18 protein-coding genes are annotated in these 24,053 nt (G+C 63.2%); 11 read left to right on the top strand and 7 right to left on the bottom strand.

Translation table 11 applies throughout. The annotated features are described in order from the left end of the window. Window positions 1-276 precede the first annotated feature (276 nt). Window positions 277-1,254 (top strand): D-2-hydroxyacid dehydrogenase family protein, encoded by a 978-nt coding sequence (locus tag I6L38_RS14285; protein WP_216988657.1) that lies wholly within the window; start codon window positions 277-279, stop codon window positions 1,252-1,254. Window positions 1,255-1,327: 73 nt separating this feature from the next. After that, the gene (locus tag I6L38_RS14290; protein WP_043170297.1) at window positions 1,328-1,891 is read left to right on the top strand and encodes a sugar O-acetyltransferase; all 564 of its coding nucleotides are present in this window, start codon (window positions 1,328-1,330) and stop codon (window positions 1,889-1,891) included. Window positions 1,892-2,440: 549 nt separating this feature from the next. Here the strand turns inward: I6L38_RS14290 and I6L38_RS14295 are convergent. Both I6L38_RS14295 and I6L38_RS14300 read right to left on the bottom strand, forming a co-directional pair. After that, window positions 2,441-2,989, bottom strand: a complete 549-nt coding sequence (locus I6L38_RS14295) for an NAD(P)H nitroreductase (protein ID WP_024941480.1) — start codon at window positions 2,987-2,989, stop codon at window positions 2,441-2,443. Between the two features lie 106 nt (window positions 2,990-3,095). Further along, window positions 3,096-5,117: an NADPH-dependent 2,4-dienoyl-CoA reductase gene (locus I6L38_RS14300; RefSeq protein WP_043170299.1), complete on the bottom strand. Its 2,022-nt coding sequence runs from the start codon at window positions 5,115-5,117 to the stop codon at window positions 3,096-3,098. A 310-nt stretch (window positions 5,118-5,427) separates the two neighbouring features. On the opposite strand from I6L38_RS14300, the gene sppA reads away from it, so the two are divergent. Beyond that, entirely contained in the window at window positions 5,428-7,272 is a 1,845-nt protein-coding gene (sppA, locus tag I6L38_RS14305; RefSeq protein ID WP_201882011.1) for a signal peptide peptidase SppA, read from the top strand. Between the two features lie 60 nt (window positions 7,273-7,332). Here the strand turns inward: sppA and I6L38_RS14310 are convergent, their stop codons facing one another. Further along, window positions 7,333-7,890: an NUDIX domain-containing protein gene (locus tag I6L38_RS14310; RefSeq protein WP_201882013.1), complete on the bottom strand. Its 558-nt coding sequence runs from the start codon at window positions 7,888-7,890 to the stop codon at window positions 7,333-7,335. Window positions 7,891-7,896: 6 nt separating this feature from the next. Next, window positions 7,897-8,697, bottom strand: coding sequence for a DUF2989 domain-containing protein (locus I6L38_RS14315; RefSeq protein WP_005297998.1), 801 nt, complete (start codon window positions 8,695-8,697; stop codon window positions 7,897-7,899). Between the two features lie 197 nt (window positions 8,698-8,894). On the opposite strand from I6L38_RS14315, the gene I6L38_RS14320 reads away from it, so the two are divergent. Then, the gene (locus tag I6L38_RS14320; RefSeq protein ID WP_102988105.1) at window positions 8,895-10,325 is read left to right on the top strand and encodes a glyceraldehyde-3-phosphate dehydrogenase; all 1,431 of its coding nucleotides are present in this window, start codon (window positions 8,895-8,897) and stop codon (window positions 10,323-10,325) included. A gap of 40 nt (window positions 10,326-10,365) precedes the next feature. After that, on the top strand, window positions 10,366-10,659 hold the full coding sequence (locus tag I6L38_RS14325) for a YeaC family protein (protein ID WP_017766723.1): 294 nt from the start codon (window positions 10,366-10,368) through the stop codon (window positions 10,657-10,659). Window positions 10,660-10,907: 248 nt separating this feature from the next. Here the strand turns inward: I6L38_RS14325 and ansA are convergent, their stop codons facing one another. After that, entirely contained in the window at window positions 10,908-11,915 is a 1,008-nt protein-coding gene (ansA, locus tag I6L38_RS14330; protein WP_043170309.1) for an asparaginase, read from the bottom strand. A 513-nt stretch (window positions 11,916-12,428) separates the two neighbouring features. On the opposite strand from ansA, the gene gltS reads away from it, so the two are divergent. Next, the gene (gene gltS, locus I6L38_RS14335) at window positions 12,429-13,628 is read left to right on the top strand and encodes a sodium/glutamate symporter (protein WP_005297985.1); all 1,200 of its coding nucleotides are present in this window, start codon (window positions 12,429-12,431) and stop codon (window positions 13,626-13,628) included. Between the two features lie 185 nt (window positions 13,629-13,813). Here the strand turns inward: gltS and I6L38_RS14340 are convergent, their stop codons facing one another. After that, the gene (locus tag I6L38_RS14340; protein WP_017780299.1) at window positions 13,814-15,685 is read right to left on the bottom strand and encodes a methyl-accepting chemotaxis protein; all 1,872 of its coding nucleotides are present in this window, start codon (window positions 15,683-15,685) and stop codon (window positions 13,814-13,816) included. 254 nt (window positions 15,686-15,939) lie between these two features. Between I6L38_RS14340 and prfB the strand changes: the two genes are divergently transcribed. Both prfB and lysS read left to right on the top strand, forming a co-directional pair. After that, window positions 15,940-17,038, top strand: a protein-coding gene (gene prfB, locus I6L38_RS14345; RefSeq protein WP_099358782.1) for a peptide chain release factor 2 whose coding sequence is annotated in 2 segments (ribosomal slippage) — window positions 15,940-16,014 and window positions 16,016-17,038 — 1,098 coding nt in all. Because the reading frame shifts where the segments join, the coding sequence is not laid out codon by codon here. Window positions 17,039-17,062: 24 nt separating this feature from the next. Beyond that, window positions 17,063-18,598 (top strand): lysine--tRNA ligase, encoded by a 1,536-nt coding sequence (lysS, locus tag I6L38_RS14350; RefSeq protein WP_005297982.1) that lies wholly within the window; start codon window positions 17,063-17,065, stop codon window positions 18,596-18,598. Between the two features lie 132 nt (window positions 18,599-18,730). Here the strand turns inward: lysS and I6L38_RS14355 are convergent, their stop codons facing one another. Beyond that, window positions 18,731-19,537, bottom strand: coding sequence for a PhzF family phenazine biosynthesis protein (locus I6L38_RS14355; RefSeq protein WP_216988658.1), 807 nt, complete (start codon window positions 19,535-19,537; stop codon window positions 18,731-18,733). A 198-nt stretch (window positions 19,538-19,735) separates the two neighbouring features. Between I6L38_RS14355 and I6L38_RS14360 the strand changes: the two genes are divergently transcribed. From I6L38_RS14360 to I6L38_RS14370, 3 genes are read left to right on the top strand one after another with little or no spacing between them, the layout of a single operon-like run. After that, window positions 19,736-21,526, top strand: coding sequence for an assimilatory sulfite reductase (NADPH) flavoprotein subunit (locus I6L38_RS14360; protein WP_216989593.1), 1,791 nt, complete (start codon window positions 19,736-19,738; stop codon window positions 21,524-21,526). Further along, window positions 21,526-23,238, top strand: a complete 1,713-nt coding sequence (cysI, locus tag I6L38_RS14365; protein ID WP_005297969.1) for an assimilatory sulfite reductase (NADPH) hemoprotein subunit — start codon at window positions 21,526-21,528, stop codon at window positions 23,236-23,238. The genes I6L38_RS14360 and cysI overlap by 1 nt, the downstream gene beginning before the upstream one ends. Beyond that, on the top strand, window positions 23,228-24,034 hold the full coding sequence (locus I6L38_RS14370) for a phosphoadenylyl-sulfate reductase (RefSeq protein ID WP_216988659.1): 807 nt from the start codon (window positions 23,228-23,230) through the stop codon (window positions 24,032-24,034). The genes cysI and I6L38_RS14370 overlap by 11 nt, the downstream gene beginning before the upstream one ends. Window positions 24,035-24,053: the final 19 nt, after the last annotated feature.

The following is a 24,053-nucleotide window of genomic DNA, read 5'->3' on the forward strand; positions in this document are numbered from 1 at the left end:
AGCCACAGCGGCAGCCAACCCATCGGCCGTAAACTCGGCTGATAAGCAACAAGCCACGGTGGCTGCCAACCCATCGGCCGCAAACTCGGCTAAGCGGCACTTGCCAAACTATCAACGGGGCTCCCACACGGGAGCCCCGTCTGTTTTCGGTCCGCCGGCGGCAACCGCTTCTTCGCTGATTCCACCACCCAGCGCCATACATGCTCATTTGACCACACAGCTCACCCCGTTTCCGGTAGGATAGGCCGCCAGTCCCCCTTGAGACACGGAGTGCTTATGCGGATTGCCATACTGGATGACTATCAGGATCAGGTGCGTCATCTACCCTGCTTTACCCGCCTGGCGGGCCACGACGTCACCATTCTCACCCGAAGCGAACCTGACCCCGAGCGCCTTGCCGCCAGGCTGGCAGGGGTGGAGGCGCTGGTGCTCATCCGCGAGCGCACCCGCATCGACAAAGCCTTGCTGCGCAGGCTCCCCTCCCTTCGGCTCATCAGCCAGACCGGCAAGATCAGCCAGCATATCGACCCCCTCCTGTGTCAGCGCCACGGGGTGGCCGTCGCCGAAGGCATCGGCAGCCCGGTGGCGCCCGCCGAGCTCTGCTGGGCCCTCATCATGGCGGCCTCCCGCCACCTCCCGGCCTATTGCCATGCCCTCGCCCAGGGGCAGTGGCAGCAGTCCGGCACACTGGGGCTGGGGCGTACCTTGCAGGGGCTGACGCTCGGCATCTGGGGCTACGGCAAGATTGGCAGACTGGTGGCCGGTTACGGTCGGGCCTTCGGCATGTCGGTGCTGATCTGGGGTAGCGAGGGCTCCCGCCGGCAGGCCGAGCAGGATGGCCATGCCAGCGCCAGTGACAAGGAGAGCTTCTTTCGCGAGGCCGACATCCTCTCTTTGCATCTGCGCCTGAACGAGGCCACCCGTGGCTGCGTGACCCGCGCCGATCTCGCGCGGATGAAGGCCGACTCCCTGCTGGTCAACGTCAGTCGGGCGGAGCTTGTCGAGCCCGGCGCCCTTTATGCCGAACTCGCCGCCAACCCCACCCGGCGTGCAGCGCTCGACGTGTTCGACGCAGAGCCCGCCACGGCGCAGAGCGAGCCTTTGCTGCACCTGCCCAATGTGCTGGCCACGCCCCATCTCGGCTATGTGGAGCGCAACAGCTACCAACTCTACTTTCAGGCCGCCTTTGACAACCTGATTGCCTTTGCCGAGGGCAGACCGACCAATCTGGTGCTGCCCGTAGCGGGCCGCTGATCACGGTTATCCGGCGACCGGGCCGCTAGCATGTGTAACCCAGGCGCCACAAAGACAAGCCACAGGAGCCCCCATGACCGAGTACGACAAGATGATCGCCAGCCAGCCTTACAACTGCATGGCACCGGAACTGGATCTGCTGCGCCGGGAGGCGGCCCGCCTGTACCGCCGCTTCAATCGCAGCGACGAGGAGGATGAACAGCTGGCGCTGCTGCAGCAGATCGTCGGTGAGCTGGCTCAGGGCGCCTTTATCTGCCCGCCCCTCTACTGCACCTATGGCCGCCACATCTATCTTGGCGAGCGCAGCTACATCAACATGGGGGCCACCCTGCTGGACAACGCCCCCATTCGCATCGGCGCCGAGGTGATGATAGGGCCGAACGTGCAGATCTACACCGCCGCCCATGCGCTGGACGCCGATGAGCGGACTCAGGGGGTCGAGACCGCGCTGCCGGTCACCATCGAGGACCGGGTCTGGATCGGTGGCGGCGCCATCCTGCTGCCCGGCGTCACCATAGGGCGGGAGGCCATCGTGGGCGCCGGAGCCGTGGTCACCAAAGACGTGCCGGCCGGCGCCCGGGTGGCCGGCAACCCGGCCCGCGTGCTGCCCGCCAAAGGCAAGACGCCGGTAAGCTAGCGGCGCGCGCCGGGCGCTACGGAATTAAGGGGATCGGCGCCTGAAAAGCGCCCATAAAAATGAAGCCCAATGTCATCAAGACCATGCTGGCCTGTAAAAAGGCGACCTTTCCGGTCCTAGGAGGTTGAGGGTACCGGTACCTAAAAAACGCCCAAAAAAATGAAGCCCAATGTCATCAAGACCATGATGGCCTGTAAAAAGGTGGGGTTGCCGGTATCAGGGAGTTAAGGGGACCGGCACCTGAAAAACACCCATAAAAATGAAGCCCAATGTCATCAAGACGTTGGGCTGTAAAAAGGTGCTACGGAATTGCGACTCTCATCGCAGAAAATTAGAAGGGGTCACCTTCTAAACTGGCACAGGGATATTAACGAGGCGCAAACGTTTTACATAGCGTAATAAACCAGGATTGAGAACGGCATCTCACTATTTAAAAAATTCCCTGCCAGCCACGGCCTGCCTCTTGGCAATCCTTCAAATATCAGTACAGCCTGTCGCCAGAAACAAAAAAGCCCTGACAAGTCAGGGCTTTATCGACAGTTCATCGGACTAGAAGCGGCGCACGAATTCGCTCACCGGCAGCTCGCGCAGCTTGCGGGCCTCCAGCATGGGGGTGCCGAGGTAGAGGAAGCCCACCAGCTGATCGTCTGTACCAAGGCCAAGGCCGGCCTGGATCTGCTCGTCAAAGATAAACCAGCCGGAGCGCCAGATGCCGTTGAAGCCCTGGGCCTGGGCCGCCATCTGCATCGCCATCAGGGCGCAGCCGGCGGAAAGCTCCTGCTCCAGTCGCGGCACCTTGGGGTGCTTCTGATGGCGGGTCGCCACCGCGATCACCAGCGGTGCGCGCAGCGGTGCTTCCCGGCACTTCTTGATGCTCTCTTCATCCTCACCGCGGCTACGGGCGGCTTCCGCCAAAAGGGTGCCCAACCGCTCGCGGCCCTCCCCTTCGAACAGGATGAACTGCCAGGGGGTCAGGGTGCCGTGATCCGGCGCCCGCAGCCCGGCTTTGAGGATATTGTCGAGTATCTCGCCGGCGGGAGCCGGCTCGGCCAGACGGCCACAGGAGTGGCGGTTGAGTAACAGGTGGAGGGCATCCATGAGCAGTTCCTTGTCAGGGGCTATGATGGCGCTACCTTAGCACAGCACCGTATGAAGAAAACCCCTGAGCCTCAGGGGTTTGTCGCAATACATGGCGGCCCGTCGACTAGATGACCGCCGCCAGCTCGGCCCCCTGGCGGATGGCGCGCTTGGCGTCCAGCTCGGCGGCCACATCGGCCCCGCCGATGATGTGTACCGGCTTGCCCGCCGCCTGCAGACCGGCCTGCAGCTCCTTGAGGGGTTCCTGGCCGGCGCAGATGATCACCTGATCCACCGGCAGGCACTGCTGCTGGTCGCCCACCCGGATGTGGAGCCCCTCGTCGTCGATGCGCAGGTACTGCACGCCGGAGAGCATCTCCACCTTGCGGTTCTTGAGCACGGTGCGGTGGATCCAGCCGGTGGTCTTGCCCAGGCCGTCGCCCACCTTGCTCTCCTTGCGCTGGAGCAGCCAGATCTGGCGCTCGGGGGCGTCGATCACCGGGGTCGTCAGACCGCCGCGCTCGCCGAGCTGCTTGTCGATGCCCCACTCCTTGAGCCAGTGATCCCGGCTCTGGCCCCCATCCGCCCGTTTTTCCACCAGATATTCGGCCACGTCAAAGCCGATGCCGCCGGCCCCGATCACCGCCACCTTCTCGCCCACCGGTTTGTGATCCCGCAAGACATCGAGGTAACTCATCACCTTGGGATGCTCGATACCCGGAATGTTGGGGGTGCGCGGGCGGATGCCGGTGGCGAGGATCACCTCGTCAAAGCCGCCGCCAAGCAGGCTCTCGGCGCTCTGGCGCTGACCCAGATAGAGCTCGACGCCGCACTTCTCCAGCCGCTTGGCAAAGTAGCGCAGGGTTTCGTGAAACTCCTCCTTGCCCGGGATCTGCTTGGCGAAGTTGAACTGGCCACCGATCTCGCTCGCCTGATCGAACAGGCTCACCTGATGGCCACGCTCGGCAGCGTAGCAGGCAAACGCCAGCCCGGCCGGACCGGCCCCCACCACCGCCAGCTTCTTGGGCTGGGGCACCCGGCCGAAGTTGAGCTCGGTCTCGAAGCAGGCACGCGGATTGACCAGGCAGGAGGCACGCTTCTGCTTGAAGATGTGGTCGAGGCAGGCCTGGTTACAGGCGATGCAGGTGTTGATCTCGTCCGCCCTGTCTTCGGCCGCCTTGATGACAAATTCAGGGTCGGCCAGGAAGGGGCGCGCCATGGAGACCATATCCGCCTCGCCGCCCGCCAGAATGCGCTCGGCCACCTCGGGGGTGTTGATGCGGTTGGTGGTGATGAGCGGCACCTTGAGGTGTTTTTTCAGCTCCGCCGTCACCCAGCTGAAGGCGCCGCGCGGCACGCTGGTGGCGATGGTGGGAATACGCGCCTCGTGCCAGCCGATGCCGGTGTTGATGAGGGTGACCCCCACCTGCTCCAGCGCCTTGCCAAGCGCAATCACCTCTTCCAGGGTCGAGCCCTGCTCCACCAGATCCAGCATGGAGAGGCGGAAGATGATGATGAAATCCGGCCCGACCCGCTCGCGGATGGCGCGGACAATCTCCACCGGGAAGCGCATGCGGTTTTCGCTGCTGCCACCCCAGCCGTCGGTGCGCTTGTTGGTGCGCTCGCAGATGAACTGGTTGATGAGGTAGCCTTCCGAGCCCATCACCTCGACCCCGTCGTAGCCCGCGCTCCTGGCCAGTTGCGCGGTGGCGGCGAAGTCGCGGATGGTGCCGCGGATCTGCCGTTCGCTCATGGCGCGCGGCTTGAACGGAGAGATGGGGGCCTTGAGGGCACTCGGCGCCAGGCTGAACGGATGATAGGCGTAGCGGCCGGCATGGAGGATCTGCAGCGCTATCTTGCCCCCTTCCTGATGCACCGCACTGGTCACCTTCTTGTGCTTGGCCACCTGCCAGGGAAAGCTCAGCTGGGAGCCGTGGGGCACCAGCCGACCGCGCAGGTTGGGGGCGATGCCGCCGGTCACGATGAGGCCGACCCCGCCCCGGGCCCGCTCGCCATAGAAGGCGGCCAGCTTGTCAAAGCCCCCCTTCTCCTCTTCGAGGCCGGTGTGCATGGATCCCATCAACACGCGGTTGCGCAGCTGGGTAAAGCCCAGATCGAGGGGGGTCAGCAGGGTCGGGTAACGGCTCATCATGAACTCCTTGTCGGGGCCGGGCTGGATGGCACCACGCCCATCCCCCGCCGTCCGGACTCAGGCCTGGAACAAGGCGGCAGCATGGGTGGGCGGCTCACAGGGCCTCCAGTTAATTTTTTGTTATCAAACCGAGGCTAGAGTAAAGAATCAAAAATGCTTTTTCAAACAAATGTTTGGACAATTTTTCGGCGAACAGACGTGTTCCGAACTCACCGGCTCCAATCCTCTCCAAGCGGAAATGGCATTTCACCGGCCAACTGGTTAATAATGGCGCTTCCCTCCCCATTAACAGGGCGATAACGCGACTATGTCTATTTTCAAAGGTCTGGGTTGGCTGTTTCGCAGCCTGTGGCGCCTGCTCAATTTCACCCGGCTGATGCTGGTCAATCTGCTGTTTCTCGTCGTGGTCTTGATCATCGTTTTCAGCGTCAGCCAGAAAGAGGCCCCCAGCGCCCCCATCGAAGGGGCCCTCACCCTCAATCTCTCCGGCGTACTGGTGGAACAGCGCTCGCAAACCGACCCCACGGTGCAGCTGCTGCGCCAGGTGGACAACAGCGACGAGCTGCCCAGCGAGATCGTCCTCTCCGATCTGCTGTGGGCCATCAAGAACGCCAAGGATGACGATCGCATCAAGGCACTGGTGATCAAGCCCCAGGGGCTGCAGGGCACCAGCTTCTCCAAACTGCAGGAGGTGGCGAGCGCCATCGATGCATTCAAGGAGAGCGGCAAGCCGGTCATCGCCATGGCCGACTTCTACACCCAGGGCCAGTACCTGCTGGCCGCCCACGCCGATCACGTGCTGCTCAACCAGAGCGGCGCCGTGGTGATCGAGGGGCTCGGCGTCTACCAGACCTACTACAAGTCGGCGCTGGAGAAGCTCAACATCACCCCGCACGTGTTCAAGGTCGGTACCTACAAGTCTTTCGTCGAACCCTATACCCGCGACGAGATGTCCCCCGAGAGCAAGGAAGCGAACCAGCGCTGGCTGGATCAGCTGTGGCAATCCTATGTGGCCGACGTGGCCGAGCAGCGCGAAATCGAACCGGACGCCGTGGCGCCGGGCAAGGATCGCTTCCTCGAGCTGTTGCGCAAGGCCGGCGGCAACGCGGCCAACTACGCCCTCGACAACGGCCTGGTGGACCAGCTGGCAACCCGCGACGAGATGACCCAGGCGGTGATCAAAGAAGTGGGCGAGAGCGATGACCACGGCTGGAAGGGGGTTGGCCTCAAGGAGTACCTGGCCGCCATTCCGAACCAGTATCCCCAGAGCGGCAAGGATGAGGTGGGCCTCATCGTCGCCAGCGGCGCCATCATGGATGGTGTCCAGCCTGCCGGCACCATAGGCGGTGACAGCCTCTCCGATCTGCTGGCCGATGCCCGCCGCGATGACAAGGTGAAGGCCGTGGTGCTGCGGGTCGACAGCCCGGGCGGCAGCGCCTTCGCAGCCGAGCAGATCCGCGCCGAGCTGCTGGCCCTCAAGCAGGCCGGCAAGCCGGTGGTGATCTCCATGGGCAGCTACGCCGCCTCCGGCGGTTACTGGATCTCCGCCGATGCGGACAAGATCTTCGCCTCCCCCACCACCCTCACCGGCTCCATCGGGGTGTTCGGCATGTTCGCCACCATCGACAAGGCACTCTCCCAGTACGGGGTGCACACCGACGGTGTTGGCACCACCGATTATGTCGGCGTCGGCCTGACCCGGGCCCTGCCGGAACACGTCGGCCAGGCGATCCAGCTGAACGTGGAAGATACCTACCAGCGCTTCGTCGGTCTGGTGAGCAAGGGCCGTGGCCTGAGCCCGGAAGAGACCGAGAAAGCGGCCGAGGGCCGGGTCTGGACCGGCCAGGACGCCAAGGCACTGGGCCTGGTGGACGAGTTTGGCGATCAGGAGGCGGCCATCAAGGCGGCAGCCGAGCTGGCCAACCTCAAGGAGTGGCAGGTCGCCCCCATCGAGCAGGAAGAGTCGGCCAAAGACAAGTTCCTGCGCCAGCTGTTCGACAGCAGCGCCCAGGTGCTGGCTTCGCACCTGCAGAGCTGGCTGCCGGCCGGCCTTGGCAAGGCGCTGGTGGAGGTGAACCGCAGCCTGGACCCGCTGACCCGCTTCAACGATCCGCAGGGCACCTACGCCCTCTGCCCGGTCTGCACACCCTGATCGGCAACCAACGCAAAAAAACCGCCAATCGGCGGTTTTTTTTTGGTGCAGTGAAAGTACTCAGCCCAACAGGCCGGCACCGTGCCAGTGCTGCAGTTCGGCCAGCACCCGCGTCTCCCGCGCCGTCCACTGGGGGCAGGAGCCCGCCAGCTGGGTCTTGTTGGTCTGCAGCGCCTCGGCCAGCTCGAACCAGCCGGGGGTGAAGCCGAGCCTTATCTCGTAGGGCTGGGGCCGCGGCTCGCTCCAGTTCTCCCCCACCTGACAGAGGTAGTAGAAGGAGCGGATGCAGTAGGCGTCGTAGTCGGTCTCGCGGGCCGGACGGTACTCCCGCGTCTGCCCGAGCAGGGCGCCGACCGCCACCAGTTCGGCGCCGCACTCTTCGCGCAGCTCGCGGGCCAGGGCCGTGTTGTGGCACTCGCCGTGCTCGATGCCGCCACCGGGAAACATGAGATCGCCGTTGACACTGGAGTGCACCAGCAGCAGCTGGTCGCCACGCAGCACGATGGCCCGGGCGGTGACCCGCTCCAGCTGGCGGCCATCCGTATTGACCCGGCCGTGGGTGAGCCGGATATCGAAGGGGTGCGGCCAGTCGCTGGCCAGAGGTTCAATGTGGTTCATCAGGACTCAGGGACGATAGGTTCCGCTTTTCAGCTGTTCGACCAGGATGGCGGCCTGGCTGTCCAGACCCTCCTGCTGTTGTTTGCTCAGGGAGTGGTAGAGGCTGAAACGGCTGGCCGACACCTCGGCGGCGTTCTGGAACGACTCGCTCACCTTGCCCCACAGATAGGCCTGCCCGTACTCCTTCTGGCCCATGTAGAGGGTGCTGAGGGAGGTGAGGATGCGGCCGTTCACCTGATCCCCTTCCCGGTAGAGAGAGAGGGCGTGCTGCATCAGCGCGATGGCCTTTTGCGGCTCGCGCTTGGCATAGATGCCCCCGAGCGCCAGCTGCAGTTCGGGCTCCTCGAGCGCGGGCTGCCCCTCCAGCGCCAGAAACTGCTGGCGGGCCAGCTCGTTGGTGTTGTTGGTCCAGTGCCAGAGCAGCAGATAGGGATCCTTGGCGTTGCGGGTAGCAGCATCGAGCTGGGCCAGCTGGTCGCCAGCCGCCAGCATCCCCTCCACCCGCGGGCTCTTCTGCTCGCGGGCCCGCTTGTACTCGATGTTGGTGGAGCGCTCGGCACACTTGAGATAGCGCTCCAGGCTGCGCATCAACTCGTACTGATGCCGCTCCGTCTGCTCCGCCTGCAGGTAGTAGCGAGCCCGGATGATGTCGCTGCGCTCGTAACGACACCAGCCGTCGTCCACCAGATCCTGACAGAGGGCCGGATAGTTGGCACAGATGTTGTGGATCCTGTCATCGTCACAGGCGGTAAGCACCAGGCCGCAACAGAGGCCGAACAGCAGGGTTCTAGCTGGAAAAGGGGTCATGGTTCACATCTTGTTGGTAACAATTGCAGCCCGCTATAGCCACCCTTGGCTAGCAAACGAATTACATATCCATTACAATGCGCGCGCCGTATAAGGCCGCGACTGCAGAATAATATAACGAAATATACACCCCTACACTGATCTGCATTCGACGAATTTCTATTTGCCCCAACAACGTGAAATAAAGGATCTGGTTAATGACCCACGAGCACTATCTGCAGGCGTGGCAGGAGAGCCAGGAGCTCGCCGAAGCCATGCAACCCCTGATCGGTCGCCTCTACCGTCAGCAAGGGATCGAGATCACCATCTTCGGCCGCCCGCTACAAAACGCCTCCACCATCGATATCCTCAAGGCCCACCGGGTCGTTCGCCGCCACCAGGGAGCCCCCCTCCCGATCCAACAGAGCTTTCCCCTGCTGCAAGCCATCCTGGCCCTGAACCCGACCGCCGCCGAGATCGATCTGGGCAAACTGGCCGTGGGTTACTGGCAGGATCACCAGGATGAAGCCGGCATCGACGACTACCTGCGTGCCAAGCTGGCACCGGCCCTGGGTCGCGGCGTACCGGCTCCGACCGACGTGGTGCTGTACGGCTTCGGCCGCATCGGCCGTCTGCTGGCCCGGTTGCTGATCGAGCGCACCGGCGCCGCCAACTCCCTGCGCCTGCGCGCCATCGTGGTGCGCGGCGGTCGCGATGGAGATCTGGAGAAGCGTGCCAGCCTGCTGCGCCGTGACTCGGTACACGGCCCCTTCAACGGCTCCATCGAAGTGGATGTGGAACGCAGCGCCATCATCGCCAATGGCACCTTCATCCAGGTGATTTACGCCAACAGCCCGGCCGACATCGACTACACCGCCTACGGCATTCACGATGCGCTGATCGTCGACAACACCGGCGTCTGGCGTGACGAGGCGGGTCTGTCCGAGCACCTCAAGGCGCGCGGCGCCGCCCGGGTGCTGCTGACCGCTCCCGGCAAGGGGGAGATGAAGAACGTGGTGTTCGGGGTCAACCACGAGGTAATAGGCCCGGATGACAAGATCATCTCCGCCGCCTCCTGCACCACCAACGCCATCACCCCGGTGCTCAAGGTGATGCAGGACAAGTACGGTATCCGCCACGGTCACGTGGAGACGGTCCACTCCTACACCAACGACCAGAACCTCATCGACAACTATCACAAGGGCGAGCGACGCGGTCGCAGCGCGGCCCTCAACATGGTGATGACCAGCACCGGCGCCGCCAAGGCGGTGGCCAAGGCGCTGCCCGAGCTCAAGGGCAAGCTGACCGGCAACGCCATCCGGGTGCCTACACCCAACGTGTCGCTAGCCATCATCAACCTTTCGCTGGAACAGACCACCGATCGGGAGAGCCTCAACGCCTATCTGCAGCAGATGGCGCTGAGCTCTGCCCTGCATCGCCAGATCGACTTCAGCGCCAGCACCGAGCTGGTCTCCTCCGACATGGTGGGCTCCCGCTTTGCGGGCATCGTCGACTCCCAGGCCACCATCGCCGAGGGGGATCACTGCGTGCTCTACGTATGGTATGACAACGAGTTCGGGTACAGTTGTCAGGTAGTGCGGGTGATGGAGCAGATGGCTGGCGCAGTCCGCCAGGATCTACCGGTCTGATCCCGATTCGTCATGGCTCAATGTGCAAGGAGAAGGCCGGATGTCGTTTCAACAAGGTGAGTTTTTGCAAGCAATCAGGCAGATGCCCAAAGAGGTGTACGAACGCCTCAAGACGGCGGTCGAGCTCGGCAAGTGGCCTGATGGCAAGCCGCTCACCGACGAGCAGAAGGCCACATCGCTGCAGGCCGTGATGGCCTGGCAGGCGATGCACCTCGACAACCCCGAGCACATGAACATCGGCCGTGACGGCGAGATCGTGATGAAGAGCAAGAGCGAGCTCAAGCGCCAGTATCGCGACGAGGAAGAGATAGTGCGGGTCGACCTCAGCCACTGAGGCAGGCCGCACGTCACCTATCGCGGTAACGAAACGAAAGAGGGGAGCCATAATGGCTCCCCTCTTTTTTATCTCTGCAAAGTGATCCCCCTCATCCCCAGCCCTTCTCCCGCCAGGGGAGAAGGGAGCAGGCTCGCAGCTGCGAACCGTAAGCGGGCCACCTGCCGGCGATCTTCATGGCAAGCTTCGCGGCCAACAGCACCTCGAGCTATCCCCTCTCCCGCTGGGAGAGGGTGAGGGGGAACCAGTCAGGGGGTCAGCTCACCCCGCAGGGACTGCTGCATAAGCTCGCGGATGCGCGGCGCCGGCAGATCCTGGCTCAGCAGGAAGTGCAGCTTGGTCAGCGCCGCCTCGGCGGTCATGTCAAAGCCCGAGATGACCCCGGCGCGCGACAGGGCGTTGCCGGTGGCATAGCCCCCCATGTTGACCTTGCCGTGCAGACACTGGCTCAGGTTGACGATGATGACGCCACGCGCCGATGCCTCGGAGAGCAGCGCCAGCATGGCCGGATTCTGCGGCGCATTGCCCACCCCGAAGGAGAGCAGGATCAGCGCCCGCACCGGCTGCTGCAGGATGTTCGCAATCACCTCGGCCGAGATGCCGGGATAGAGAGTCACCACGCCGATGGGTTGAGGGGTGATGTCGTGCAGCACCAGCGGCCGCTCGGAGGGCACATCCAGCTCGCCAGCCTCCAGCGAGATGGCGATGCCGGCGTTGAGCAGCGGCGGGTAGTTGGGCGAATCGAAGGCGTGGAAGCCGTCGGCGTGCACCTTCTTGCTGCGGTTGCCGCGATAGAGCTGGTTGTTGAAGAACAGCGTCACCTCGTGGATCGGGTAGTTGGCCGCAATGTAGAGGGCATTGAGCAGGTTCTGCTGACCGTCGGAGCGCAGCTCGGCGAGCGGGATCTGGGAGCCGGTAATGATCACCGGCTTGTGCAGATCTTCGAGCATGAAGGAGAGCGCCGAGGCGGTGAACGACATGGTGTCGGTGCCGTGCAGGATGACGAAACCGTCGTATTTCTCGTAGTTGTCACGAATGTCCTCGGCGATGCGCTGCCAGTCCGCCGGCGTCATGTCGGAAGAGTCGATGAGGGGCGCATATTCGTGAATATGGTAATCCGGCATCTCGGGACGATGGAACTCGGGCATCCGCGCCAGACAGTCTTCCATGAAACCCGCCATCGGCACATAGCCGTGGTCGGAACGCTGCATCCCTATGGTGCCGCCTGTGTAGGCGATATAGATGGACTTCTTCACACCCTCTCCTCTTTGATGGGCACAACAGCCGCGAATCGTGGCTCAAACGGGACGAAACGGTGGCATAGACTGCCTGCCGCATTCGCCATGGGCCGAAAGCCCGCACATGATAGCGCGCCAGGCTGCCGGCTCACATCCCACCAGTGCCGTCCGCGGGCCAAAAACCGCCGAATTATAGGGACTAGCGCCCCAAATGACAGCCAGGAAATAGCCCTCACCCCGGCTTGCACCGCGACCAACCCGATAGTGTTAAATTTCACAACAAACACAATGAGCGACCATTTATCTGACAAATGTGGATATAAGTGGTGTTTTTTGCTACTATCCGCTCGATTTTTCATAAATCTCATCTGGATGCCTGATCAATTCAGGCCCGCACCGGTCCCATTCTTACGTGGGGCGGGGGCATGGCGCCCCTTCTTTGTTGGCACCTGAGCCACACTGTTTTTATCCCGGCTGAATCTGTGAGTCTGCATCAACGAAAGACACAGCCAATCAACATGGGAGTACTGAATGCTACAACTTGATTCCTACGCCACCCTGGTCGCAGCCACCCTGGTGTTGCTGCTCGGTCGTCTGCTGGTGACCCGAGTCGGGCTGCTGCGCACCTTCAACATCCCCAAACCGGTTGCCGGCGGCCTGGTGGTCGCCCTGGTGCTGCTGCTGCTGCGCTCCACCCTGCAGATGGAGCTGCAGTTCGATACCAGCCTGCAAACCCCGCTGATGCTGGCGTTCTTCGCCTCCATCGGTCTCTCCGCCGATCTCGCCAGCCTCAAGCGCGGCGGCAAGGCGGTGCTCACCTTCCTGCTGGTGGTCACCGGCCTGCTGCTGGTGCAAAACAGCCTGGGGGTGGGTCTGGCCACCCTGCTCGGCCTGGATCCCCACATGGGGCTGCTGGCCGGTTCCATCACCCTCTCCGGCGGCCACGGCACCGGGGCGGCCTGGGGCGCCACCTTCACCGAGAAGTACGGGGTGCAATCCGCCGCCGAGCTCGCCATCGCCTGTGCCACCTTCGGCCTGGTGCTGGGGGGCCTGATCGGTGGTCCGGTGGCCCGCTATCTGGTGAAGAAGGTGCAGGTGCCCGGCGAGGAGCACAACCGGGACGACGCGCCACAAGGCTTCGAGATGCCGGACATGGAGCGCCCGCTCACCACCTTCAGCCTGATCGAGACCCTGGCGCTGATCGCCATCAGCCTGAAGGGGGGCGAGATGCTCTCCGCCTATCTCAAGGGCGGCGCCTTCGAGCTGCCAGTGTTCGTCTGCGTGCTGTTCGTCGGCGTGCTGCTGCGCAACGTGCTGACCCTGCTCAACTGGCACGAGGTGAGCGACCGCGAAGTCTCCCTGCTCGGCAACGTCAGTCTGTCGCTGTTCCTGGCGATGGCGCTGATGAGCCTGCGACTGTGGGATCTGGCCAACCTGGCGCTGCCCATCTTCATCCTGCTGGCGGCCCAGACCGTGGCCATGGCGCTCTACGCCATCTTCGTCACCTTCCGGGTAATGGGCCGCAACTATGATGCGGCCGTGCTGGCAGCGGGCCACTGCGGCTTTGGCCTGGGGGCCACCCCCACCGCCATCGCCAACATGCAGGCCATCACCCAGCGCTTCGGTCCCTCCCACCTGGCGTTTCTGGTGGTGCCCATGGTGGGCGCCTTCTTCATCGACATCATCAACGCCATGGTGATCAAGCTGTTCCTGGCACTGCCCTTCCTGTAATTCCTTTCCCGTCAGACGTATATGAACAGAGCCCACCCCCTGGTGGGCTCTGCCATTTCTGCTCGCCAGCTTCTCTGCACCACTTCCTTCATGGATAGCCGTGGCGAGACCCATAAACAAAAAGCCCCGCACTCGGCCGAGTGCGGGGCTTGGTCATGGCGGCCGTGTTCGCCGCGTTCAAGCACTTACAGGATAAAGGTCGAGACCTGCTTGTTCAGGTCGGTGGCCCGCCCCTTGAGGCTCTCGGCCTGATCCAGATCGCGCATGGCGGCGGCGGTGATCTCGTCACTCACATCCTTGATGGCGGTGGTATTCTGGGTAATCTCGCCGGTCACCTGGGTCTGCTCCTCGGCGGCCGTGGCGATCTGGCCCGCCATGTCGGAGATGAGGCTGACTGCCTGGGTGATCTCTTCGAGCGCAGCGGCGGCGGCATCGGCGTCTTTCACGCTGTTGTCCGCCAGCCCCTGGCTGGTCTGCATCAGGCTCACCGCACGGGCCGTGGTCTGCTGCAGGGTCTCGATGGTGGACTGGATCTCCTGGGTGGAGTCCTGGGTACGGCGCGACAGCACCCGTACCTCGTCCGCCACTACCGCGAAACCGCGACCCTGTTCACCGGCGCGGGCCGCCTCGATGGCCGCGTTCAGCGCCAGCAGGTTGGTCTGCTCGGCGATGCCCTGAATGGTGGAGAGGATACCGGAGATGGCCTGGGCGTGGCGGCTCAGCTCGCCGATCACCTCGGTCGCCTGCCCCACTTCCTCGGCCAGACCGTTGATGGACTGACGGGTCTGGTTCACCAGCATCTTGCCCTGCTCACTGCTCTGGGCGGACTGCTGGGCCGCGGCGGCGGTGTTCTCGGCGTTGCCGGCGATCTCCATGGTGGCGCTCGCCATCTCGGTGACGGCGGTGGCGACCATGGTCACCTCCTGTTGCTGGCGCTGCAACTCGTCCACGGCGGCCTGGTTGGTCACCAGACTGCGCTCGGCATCGGCGTTCAGCTCGTTGGCCAGCTGGCGGATGTTGCCGATCAGCTGGTGCTGGCTGCCGACGAAGCGGTTGAAGCTGTTGGCCAGCTGACCCACCTCGTCGTTGGTGTCGATCTTGATGCGCTGGGTCAGATCGCCGTTGCCGTCGGCGATGCGGGCCAGCGCCTGGGAGACCTTGCCGAGCGGGCCGAGCAGCAGGCTGACCAGCCAGGAGATGGCGAGGATGCTGCCCACCAGCACCAGCAGGGCCAGGCCGAGCTGGGTCATCAGCAGGGAAGAGAGCGGCGCCTCCAGGGTCTCCTTGTCCAGCACCAGCACCAGCTCCCAGTCGGTGTCGGGGATATCCACCGCCCACAGCAGCTTGTCGCGCCCTTCGCCGTCGAAGTAGGCCGGCACCAGGCTGTTGCTGGTCTTGCTCTGCTCGATCAGGGCATTGGTCAGATCGTTGTCGATCTCGGTGGCCGGTTTCATCGCCTTGGCGGCGTCCTTGTAGGCGATGACGGTGCCGTCCTTGTGCATCATGATGGCGAAACCGTCGGCCGGCAGCTTCATCTTGGTGACGTCTTCCACCAGCGAGGCGATGGAGAGGTCGCCACCGACCACGCCGCCCTGCGCCGGCTGGGCCAGGGTCACCACCATGATGTTGTAGGCCACGTCAAGGTAAGGCTTGGTGACGATCATGCCACCCTTGCCCATCGCCTCCTGATACCAGCCGCGGGAGCGGGGATCGTAACCGTCACGATTGATGGAGGGATCGGAGTCGTTCATCTTGCCGCTGCTCTCACCAAAGTAGGTGAGCTGGAAGCGGCCGGAGACTTGCGCCTGTTGCAGGGCGTTGAGGGGTTCGGCACCGGCCTTGTTGCCGAGCGCCTGAATGACGTCGCGACGGGCAGCAAGCCAGTCACTGACGCTGGCGGCCTGCTGGTTGCCGAGGCGTTGCACCTGTTCCTGACTGCCTTGCAGCAACAGGGACTTCTGGCTGGTATAGCTCTGCCAGGAGAGCAGCAGGATCACCAGCGAGAGGGCGATGACCACTGACAACAGTATCTTCTGCTTGAGTGATAGATTTTTCATCATGCGTTCTTCTTATGGAGGTCAGGAACAGGATTTCCCAAAAAGTGCACAGCACTGCGTAGTTATTAACGACCCGTCGGCACAAAACTGAACCGGAAAATGGGGCGGTGGGCGATATTTTCCACCGAGTTGGGGAAAACTGCACCAGAAATTGACTACCGGGCACGCACAAGGACAGCCGACCCTGTTTATTCCTTCCACAATTGGCTAGAATATCCCGTTTTTAAATCACATCGACCCCGAGAGTTTTCACGATGTTTGAAGTCAATCCTGTATTAAACAAACTTAAGGAGCTGTCTGAGAGGACCGAGCTGCTTAGGGGGTACCTTTGACTATGACGCCAAGAAAGAGCGTCTAGAAGAGGTCAACGCCGAGCTGGAACAGCCGGACGTCTGGAATGAACCCGAGCGCGCACAGGCGCTGGGCAAAGAGCGCGTCGCGCTGGAAAACGTGGTTGGCACCATCGACACCCTGACCCAGGGTGCTGACGACGTCGCCATGCTGGTCGAGCTGGCCGTGGAAGGTGAAGACGAAGATACCTTCAACGAAGCCGTGGCCGAAGCCGACGTGCTGGAGTCCAAGCTGGTGGACCTCGAGTTCCGCCGCATGTTCTCCGGTCAGCACGATCCCTCCGACTGCTACATCGACATCCAGTCCGGCTCCGGCGGTACCGAGGCCCAGGACTGGGCCAACATGGTGCTGCGCATGTACCTGCGCTGGGGCGATGCCCACGGCTACAAGCCCGAGCTCATCGAATGCTCCGAAGGCGACGTGGCCGGCATCAAGTCCGCCACCATCAAGTTCACCGGTGAGTACGCCTTCGGCTGGCTGCGCACCGAGACCGGCGTGCACCGTCTGGTGCGCAAATCACCGTTCGACTCCGGCGGTCGTCGCCACACCTCGTTCTGCTCCGTGTTCGTCTACCCCGAGATCGACGATGACATCGACATCGAGATCAACCCGGCCGACCTGCGCATCGACGTCTACCGTGCCTCCGGCGCCGGTGGTCAGCACGTCAACCGGACCGAATCCGCGGTACGTATTACCCACATTCCCACTGGGGTCGTGGTACAGTGCCAGAACGATCGTTCCCAGCACAAAAACAAAGATCAGTGTATGAAGCAGCTGAAAGCCAAGCTCTACGAGCTGGAAATTCAGAAGCAGAATGCCGAGAAGCAAGCCCTCGAAGAGACCAAGTCCGACATCGGCTGGGGCAGCCAGATCCGTTCCTATGTGCTGGATGATGCGCGCATCAAGGATCTACGTACCGGCGTCGAAACCCGCAATACCCAGGCGGTACTCGACGGCGATCTGGACAAGTTTATCGAAGCTAGCCTGAAGTCAGGCCTGTAAAAAAACAGAACAGCAGGAATCACCATGTCTGAACAAACCACCACTCCGGAAGTCGACCAAACTCTCGAACTGAACAACGAGATGCAGGAGCGTCGTTCCAAGCTGGCCGCCTTGCGCGCCCAGGGCAACCCCTTCCCCAACGACTTCCGTCGTGACCACCTCTCCGGCGATCTGCACGCCGAGTTTGGCGACAAGAGCGCCGACGAGCTGGCCGCACTGGGTAAACGGGTGAAGATTGCCGGTCGCATCATGACCCGCCGGATCATGGGCAAGGCGTCTTTCGCCACCCTGCAGGACATGGCAGGCAAGATCCAGGTCTACGTCACCCGTGACGACCTGCCGGAAGGCTTCTACAACGAGCAGTTCAAGAAGTGGGATCTGGGCGACATCGTGGGTGTCGAAGGTACCCTGTTCCGCACCAACACAGGCGAACTCTCCGTTCACGTCTCCGACATTCGCCTGCTGACCAAGGCCCTGCGCCCGCTGCCCGAGAAGCACAAAGGTCTGACCGACCAGGAAGCCCGCTGCCGTCAGCGTTACCTGGATCTGATCGCCAACGAAGAGTCCCGCAAGACCTTCGTGACCCGTACCAAGGTCGTGGCCGGTATCCGCAAGTTCCTGAACGACAAGCGCTTCATGGAAGTGGAAACCCCCATGATGCAGGTCATCCCGGGTGGCGCCTCTGCCCGTCCGTTCATCACCCACCACAATGCGCTGGACATCGACATGTACCTGCGTATCGCTCCGGAACTCTATCTGAAGCGTCTGGTGGTCGGTGGCTTCGAGCGTGTCTACGAGATCAACCGCAACTTCCGTAACGAAGGTATCTCCGTTCGCCATAACCCCGAGTTCACCATGCTCGAGTTCTATATGGCCTACGCCGACTACATCGATCTGATGGATCTCACCGAAGAGATGCTGCGCACCCTGGCGCAAGACATCCTGGGCGACACCAAGATCCGTTACGCCAAAGAGGGCGAAGAGGGCCTGACCATCGATTTCGGTCAGCCGTTCCAGCGCCTCTCCATGGTTGACTCCATCCTGAAGTACAACCCGGATGTGACCCGTGACGATCTGGCGACCCTGGAGAAGGCCACCGCCGTCGCCAAGCGCCTGCACATCGAGCTGATGAAGAGCTGGGAGCTGGGCCACGTGATCACCGCGATCTTCGAAGAGACCGTGGAGCACATGCTGCTGCAACCGACCTTCATCACCGAGTACCCGGCCGCCGTTTCTCCGCTGGCCCGTCGCAACGACCAGAACCCGGACGTCACCGACCGCTTCGAATTCTTCATCGGTGGCCGCGAGCTGGCCAACGGCTTCTCCGAGCTGAACGATGCGGAAGATCAGGCCGAGCGCTTCCAGGCTCAGGTTGACCAGAAAGCCGCCGGCGATGACGAAGCCATGTTCTACGACGCCGACTTCGTCACCGCGCTGGAACACGGTCTGCCGCCGACTGCCGGTCAGGGTATCGGTATCGACCGTCTGGTGATGCTGTTCACCAACAGCCACACCATCCGCGACGTCATCCTGTTCCCGGCTCTGCGTCCACAAAAGTAAGCGCAGCAGAAACAGGGCCGCAGCAGCGCAGCTGCCGTCCATGACAATCAAAACGCCCCGCAACTGCGGGGCGTTTTTTATGGTAGGCACAAACCGGTGTGGCGAACGCTCAAGCCGCCGTCAGTCTCGCGCTTATGAGGCTGGCGGCAACAGCCACGTCCCCTGCCACAAGGTGACGGCCTGACCGGCCATCAACACCCGATTCTTCTGCAGTTCAAGCCGCAGCTCACCACCCCTGGCCGAGATCTGGCGGGCCCGCAGCTGCCGTTTGCCGAGCCGCTCGGCCCAGAAGGGCACCAGGGCGCAGTGGTTGGAGCCGGTCACCGGATCCTCGTCTACCCCGACCCAGGGGGCGAAGTAGCGGGAGACGAAGTCATGGTCCGGATCGCGCGAAGGCGCCGTCACCATCAGGCCGCGACCGGGCAGCGCGCGCAGGGCCTGAAAATCTGGGCTGAGCGAGCGGACCTCCTCCTCGCAGGCCAGCTCCAGCAAGAACTTGGCGCCGGCCGCCAGGGTGTGCAGCGGCCGGCAACCGACCGCCGCCGCATAGGCCGGATCCAGCTCGAGCGGCGCCGGGGCAATGCGCGGGAAATCGAGCCAGATCCACTCCCCTTCGCGCCGGGCCAGCAGCTCGCCGCTGCGGGTCTCGAAGCAAATGACCTCATCCTCAGCCACCGCCCCCGTCTGCCACAACACATGGGCCGCCGCCAGGGTGCCGTGACCGCAGAGATCAACTTCCAGCTCGGGGGTAAACCAGCGCAACTGGTAGCGGGCCCGGCCCAAAGGCACCAGAAAGGCGGTCTCCGACTGGTTGAACTCGGCCGCCATGGCCAGCAGGGTGGCATCCGGCTGGCTTGGCCCCAGCGCCACCACCGCCGGGTTGCCGCCAAAGGGGCGCCGGCTGAAGGCATTGACATGAAACAAGCTGATGATCGACATTCACGCTTCCTGTGTGGGTAATACGGGCTCATTCATCGCCCTTTATACCATGAGAACCCTGTCGAGCTGCGTCGCCTTGCAACTCTCTCCATCGCCTTTTTAATGCAGTAATAGAATAAAAAAGACATTTTTATTCTTTGTTGTTATCCATCACACCCCTTAACCTGACCAAAAATCAGACCATGGAAGACGTGTGTGATGCAATTGAAGGACTCCCTGACCAACCTGACTCCCCTCTCCGACGAGCAGCAGCGACAACTGAGCCAGGCGCTATCGACCCTCAATACCCAGCAACTGGCCTGGGTGAGCGGTTATCTCTACGGTCTCTCCCAGGCGGGCAGCCAGCCTGCCGTGACTGGGGCAGCAGCCGCCACCCCCAGCGGCAGCCTGACCATTCTTTACGGCTCCCAGACCGGCAACGCCAAGGGCGTGGCCAGCGCCATCAAGGCGCAGGCCGAAGCCCGTGGCCTGCCGGTGACCCTCACCTCCATGGCGGACTACAAACCCAAGCAGCTCAAGAAAGAGACCCACCTGCTGGTGGTAGTAAGCACTTACGGGGAGGGTGAACCACCGGAGAGCGCGGTCGATCTGTACGAGCAGCTCAAGAAGGGCAAGGTCGGCAAGCTGGAAGGGCTCAAGTTCGCCGTGCTGGGGCTGGGTGACAGCTCCTATGAATTTTTCTGCCAGACCGGCAAGGACTTTGACAGCCTGCTGACCAAGGCCGGCGCCGATCGGGTGCATGAACTCGCCAGCCTGGACGTGGATTATCAGGATGCCGCCAAGGCATGGGGCGAACAGGCGCTCAACGCCATCGCCGCCACCCTCTCTGCCGGCCCTGCCGGCAGCAGCGTAGCCAGCGCGGTACAGCAGGCTGTCGGCCACAGCCAGTACAGCAAGGAGAACCCCTTCCCGGCCAGGCTCTCGGTCAACCAGAAGATCACCGGCCGCGACTCGACCAAGGATATCCGCCACATCGAGATCAGCCTGGAAGAGTCCGGCATCCGCTATCAGCCGGGCGATGCGCTGGGCATCTGGTTTGACAACGATGCCGACCTGGTCGGTGAGGTCTTGGCGCTGGCTCATCTCTCCGGCGACGAGGCCACCGCCCGCGGCAGCCTGCGCGAGGTGCTCAGCCGCGAGCTGGAGCTGACTCGCTTGCACGGCGGCTTTATCACCGGCTTGGCAGAGATCTCGGACAACGCGGCGCTCAAAGATCTGGCCGGTGACAAGGCCCAGGTCAACGCGCTGGTGGCCAGCGCCCAGGTAGTGGATGTGCTCAAGCGCTTCCCGACCGCGCTCACAGCCGAACAGCTGCTGGGCCTGCTGCGCCCGCTCACTCCGCGCCTCTACTCCATCGCTTCCAGCCAGAGCGAGGTGGAGGAAGAGGTGCACCTGACCGTCGGCGTGGTGCGCTACCCGCAGGAAGACGGCACAGTGCGCAGCGGCGCCGCCTCCTCCTATCTGGCGGACCGCCTGCCGGAAGATGCCGAGGTGCGGGTATTCGTGGAGCACAACGACAACTTCCGCCTGCCTGCTAACCCCGATACCCCCGTCATCATGGTGGGCCCTGGCACCGGCATCGCCCCCTTCCGGGCCTTCTTGCAGGAGCGGGAAGCGCAAGGGGCCGACGGCAAGAACTGGCTCTTCTTCGGCAATCCGCACTTTACCCAGGACTTCCTCTATCAGGTGGAGTGGCAGCGCTATGTGAAGTCGGGCCTGCTGTCGAAGATCTCCCTGGCCTTCAGCCGGGATCAGGCCAACAAGATTTATGTGCAGGACCGCCTGCGCGAGGCGGGGCTCGAGCTCTACCAGTGGCTGGAAGCAGGCGCTCACTTCTATGTGTGCGGCGACGCCAACCACATGGCGAAGGATGTGCAGGAAGCCCTGCTGGATGTGATTGCCGAACATGGCCAGAAGAGCCGTGAGGAAGCAGAAGAGTATCTGAGCGAATTGCGTCGTGCCAAACGTTATCAAAGGGATGTCTATTGATGAGCAAACAAGTTATTCCAGGACCGGTGGAAGGACCGCTGGCCGACAACGAACGTCTGAAACGCGAGAGCAACTTTCTGCGCGGCACCATAGAGCAGGATCTCAAGGACCCGCTCACTGGCGGCTTCAACGGCGACAACTTCCAGCTGATCCGCTTTCACGGCATGTATCAGCAGGATGACCGCGACATTCGCCCCGAGCGCGCGGCCCAGAAGCTGGAGCCACTGCACAACGTCATGCTGCGTGCCCGCCTGCCCGGCGGCATCATCACCCCGGCCCAGTGGCTGGTGATCGACCAGTTTGCCGAGGAACACAGCCTGTACGGCAGCATCCGCCTGACTACCCGCCAGACCTTCCAGTTCCACGGGGTACTGAAGCGCGACATCAAGCTGATGCACCAGACCCTCAACAGCACCGGCATCGATTCTATCGCCACCGCCGGCGACGTGAACCGCAACGTGCTGTGCACCAGCAACCCGGTAGAGTCCGAGCTGCACCAGGAGGCCTACGAGTGGGCCAAGAAGATCTCCGAGCACCTGCTGCCCAAGACCCGCGCCTACGTGGAGATCTGGCTGGACGGCGAGAAGCTGGGGGATGACGAGGAGCCGATCCTGGGCTCCAACTACCTGCCGCGCAAATTCAAGACGACCGTGGTGATCCCGCCCCACAACGACGTGGACATCCACGCCAACGATCTCAACTTCGTGGCCATTGCCGAACACGGAAAGCTCGTGGGCTTCAACGTGCTGGTGGGCGGGGGTCTGGCCATGACCCACGGTGACACCACCACTTATCCGCGCAAGGCGAGCGACTTCGGCTTCGTGCCGCTCTCCCACGTGCTGGAGGTGGCGGCCGCCGTGGTCAGCACCCAGCGCGACTGGGGCAACCGGGTCAACCGCAAGAACGCCAAGACCAAGTACACCCTGGAGCGGGTGGGGGTCGAGGCCTTCAAAGCCGAGGTGGAGAGCCGTGCCGGCATCCAGTTCGGACCGGTTCGCCCCTACGAATTCACCAGCCGTGGCGATCGCTTCGGTTGGGTAGAGGGGATCGACGGCAAGCACCACCTGACCCTGTTCATCGAGAACGGCCGCCTGCTGGACTTCCCGGGCAAGCCCCTCAAGACCGGCATGCTGGAGATCGCCAAGGTGCATCAGGGGGACTTCCGCCTGACCGCCAACCAGAACCTCATCATCGCGGGCGTCCCGGTCGGCGAGAAGGCCCGTATCGAGGCGCTGGCGCGCCAGTACGGCCTGCTGGATGACGGCGTGAGCGAGCAGCGCAAGCAGTCCATGGCCTGCGTGGCACTGCCCACCTGCCCGCTGGCGATGGCCGAGGCCGAGCGTATGCTGCCCGCCTTTGTCACCGACATCGAAGGCTTGCTGGCCAAACATGGGCTGGCAGATGACGCCATCATCTTCCGGGTCACCGGCTGCCCCAACGGCTGCGGCCGCGCCATGCTGGCGGAGGTGGGTCTGGTGGGCAAGGCACCGGGTCGCTACAACCTGCACCTGGGTGGCAATCTGGAGGGGACCCGCATTCCGCGCCTCTATCAGGAGAACATCACGGAGCCGCAGATCCTGGCCGAGCTGGACGCCCTGATCGGCCGTTGGGCCAAGGATCGCAACCCAGGCGAGTGCTTCGGTGATTTCGTCATTCGCGCCGGGATCATAGCCCCGGTCATCGACTCCGCGAGGGACTTCTATGCAGCCTGATCAGACCGATACAGCCCGGCTGGCGCGCACCGCCGACGGCCGGCTCGACCTCGACGCCCTACTCGCCTTGAGCCGGGAGGAGCAGGTCGAGGCGCTGGCCCCCCTCAACCGGGCGCTGGATGCCATGAGCGCCCCCGAGCGGGTGCGCTGGGCCCTGGCCAACCTGCCGGGAGAGCATGTGCTGTCGTCGAGCTTCGGCATCCAGGCGGCGCTGATGCTACACCTGGTGAGTCGCGAGCGGGCCGACGTGCCGGTGGTGCTGACCGATACCGGTTATCTCTTCCCCGAGACCTACCGCTTCATCGACGAGCTGACCGAGCGGCTCGCCCTCAACCTCAAGATCTACCGGGCCGCGCTCACCCCAGCCTGGCAGGAGGCCCGCTTCGGCCTCCTGTGGGAGCAGGGGGTGGAGGGGATCACCCGCTACAACCAGCTCAACAAGGTAGAACCCATGGATCGCGCCCTCAACGAGCTCGGTGCCCGCACCTGGTTCTCGGGTCTGCGCCGTGAGCAGTCAGGCAGCCGGGGCAAGCTGCCGGTGCTGGCCATCCAGCGCGGCCGCTTCAAGTTCCTGCCGGTGATCGACTGGAGCAACAAGGACGTCTTCTACTACTTCAAGGAGTTCGACCTCCCCTACCACCCCCTGTGGGAGCAGGGTTACCTGTCGGTGGGCGATGTGCACACCACCACCAAGTGGGAGCCCGGCATGAGCGAGGAGCAGACTCGCTTCTTCGGCCTCAAGCGCGAATGCGGTCTGCACGAGGAGAGTGGCGAGAGCGACGGCTCCGGCATCTGAGCCAGACGCTCCACCCGCA

The sequence above is a fragment of the Aeromonas sp. FDAARGOS 1408 genome (assembly GCF_019048665.1).
In the GTDB taxonomy this organism is placed as follows: Bacteria; Pseudomonadota; Gammaproteobacteria; order Enterobacterales; family Aeromonadaceae; genus Aeromonas; species Aeromonas dhakensis.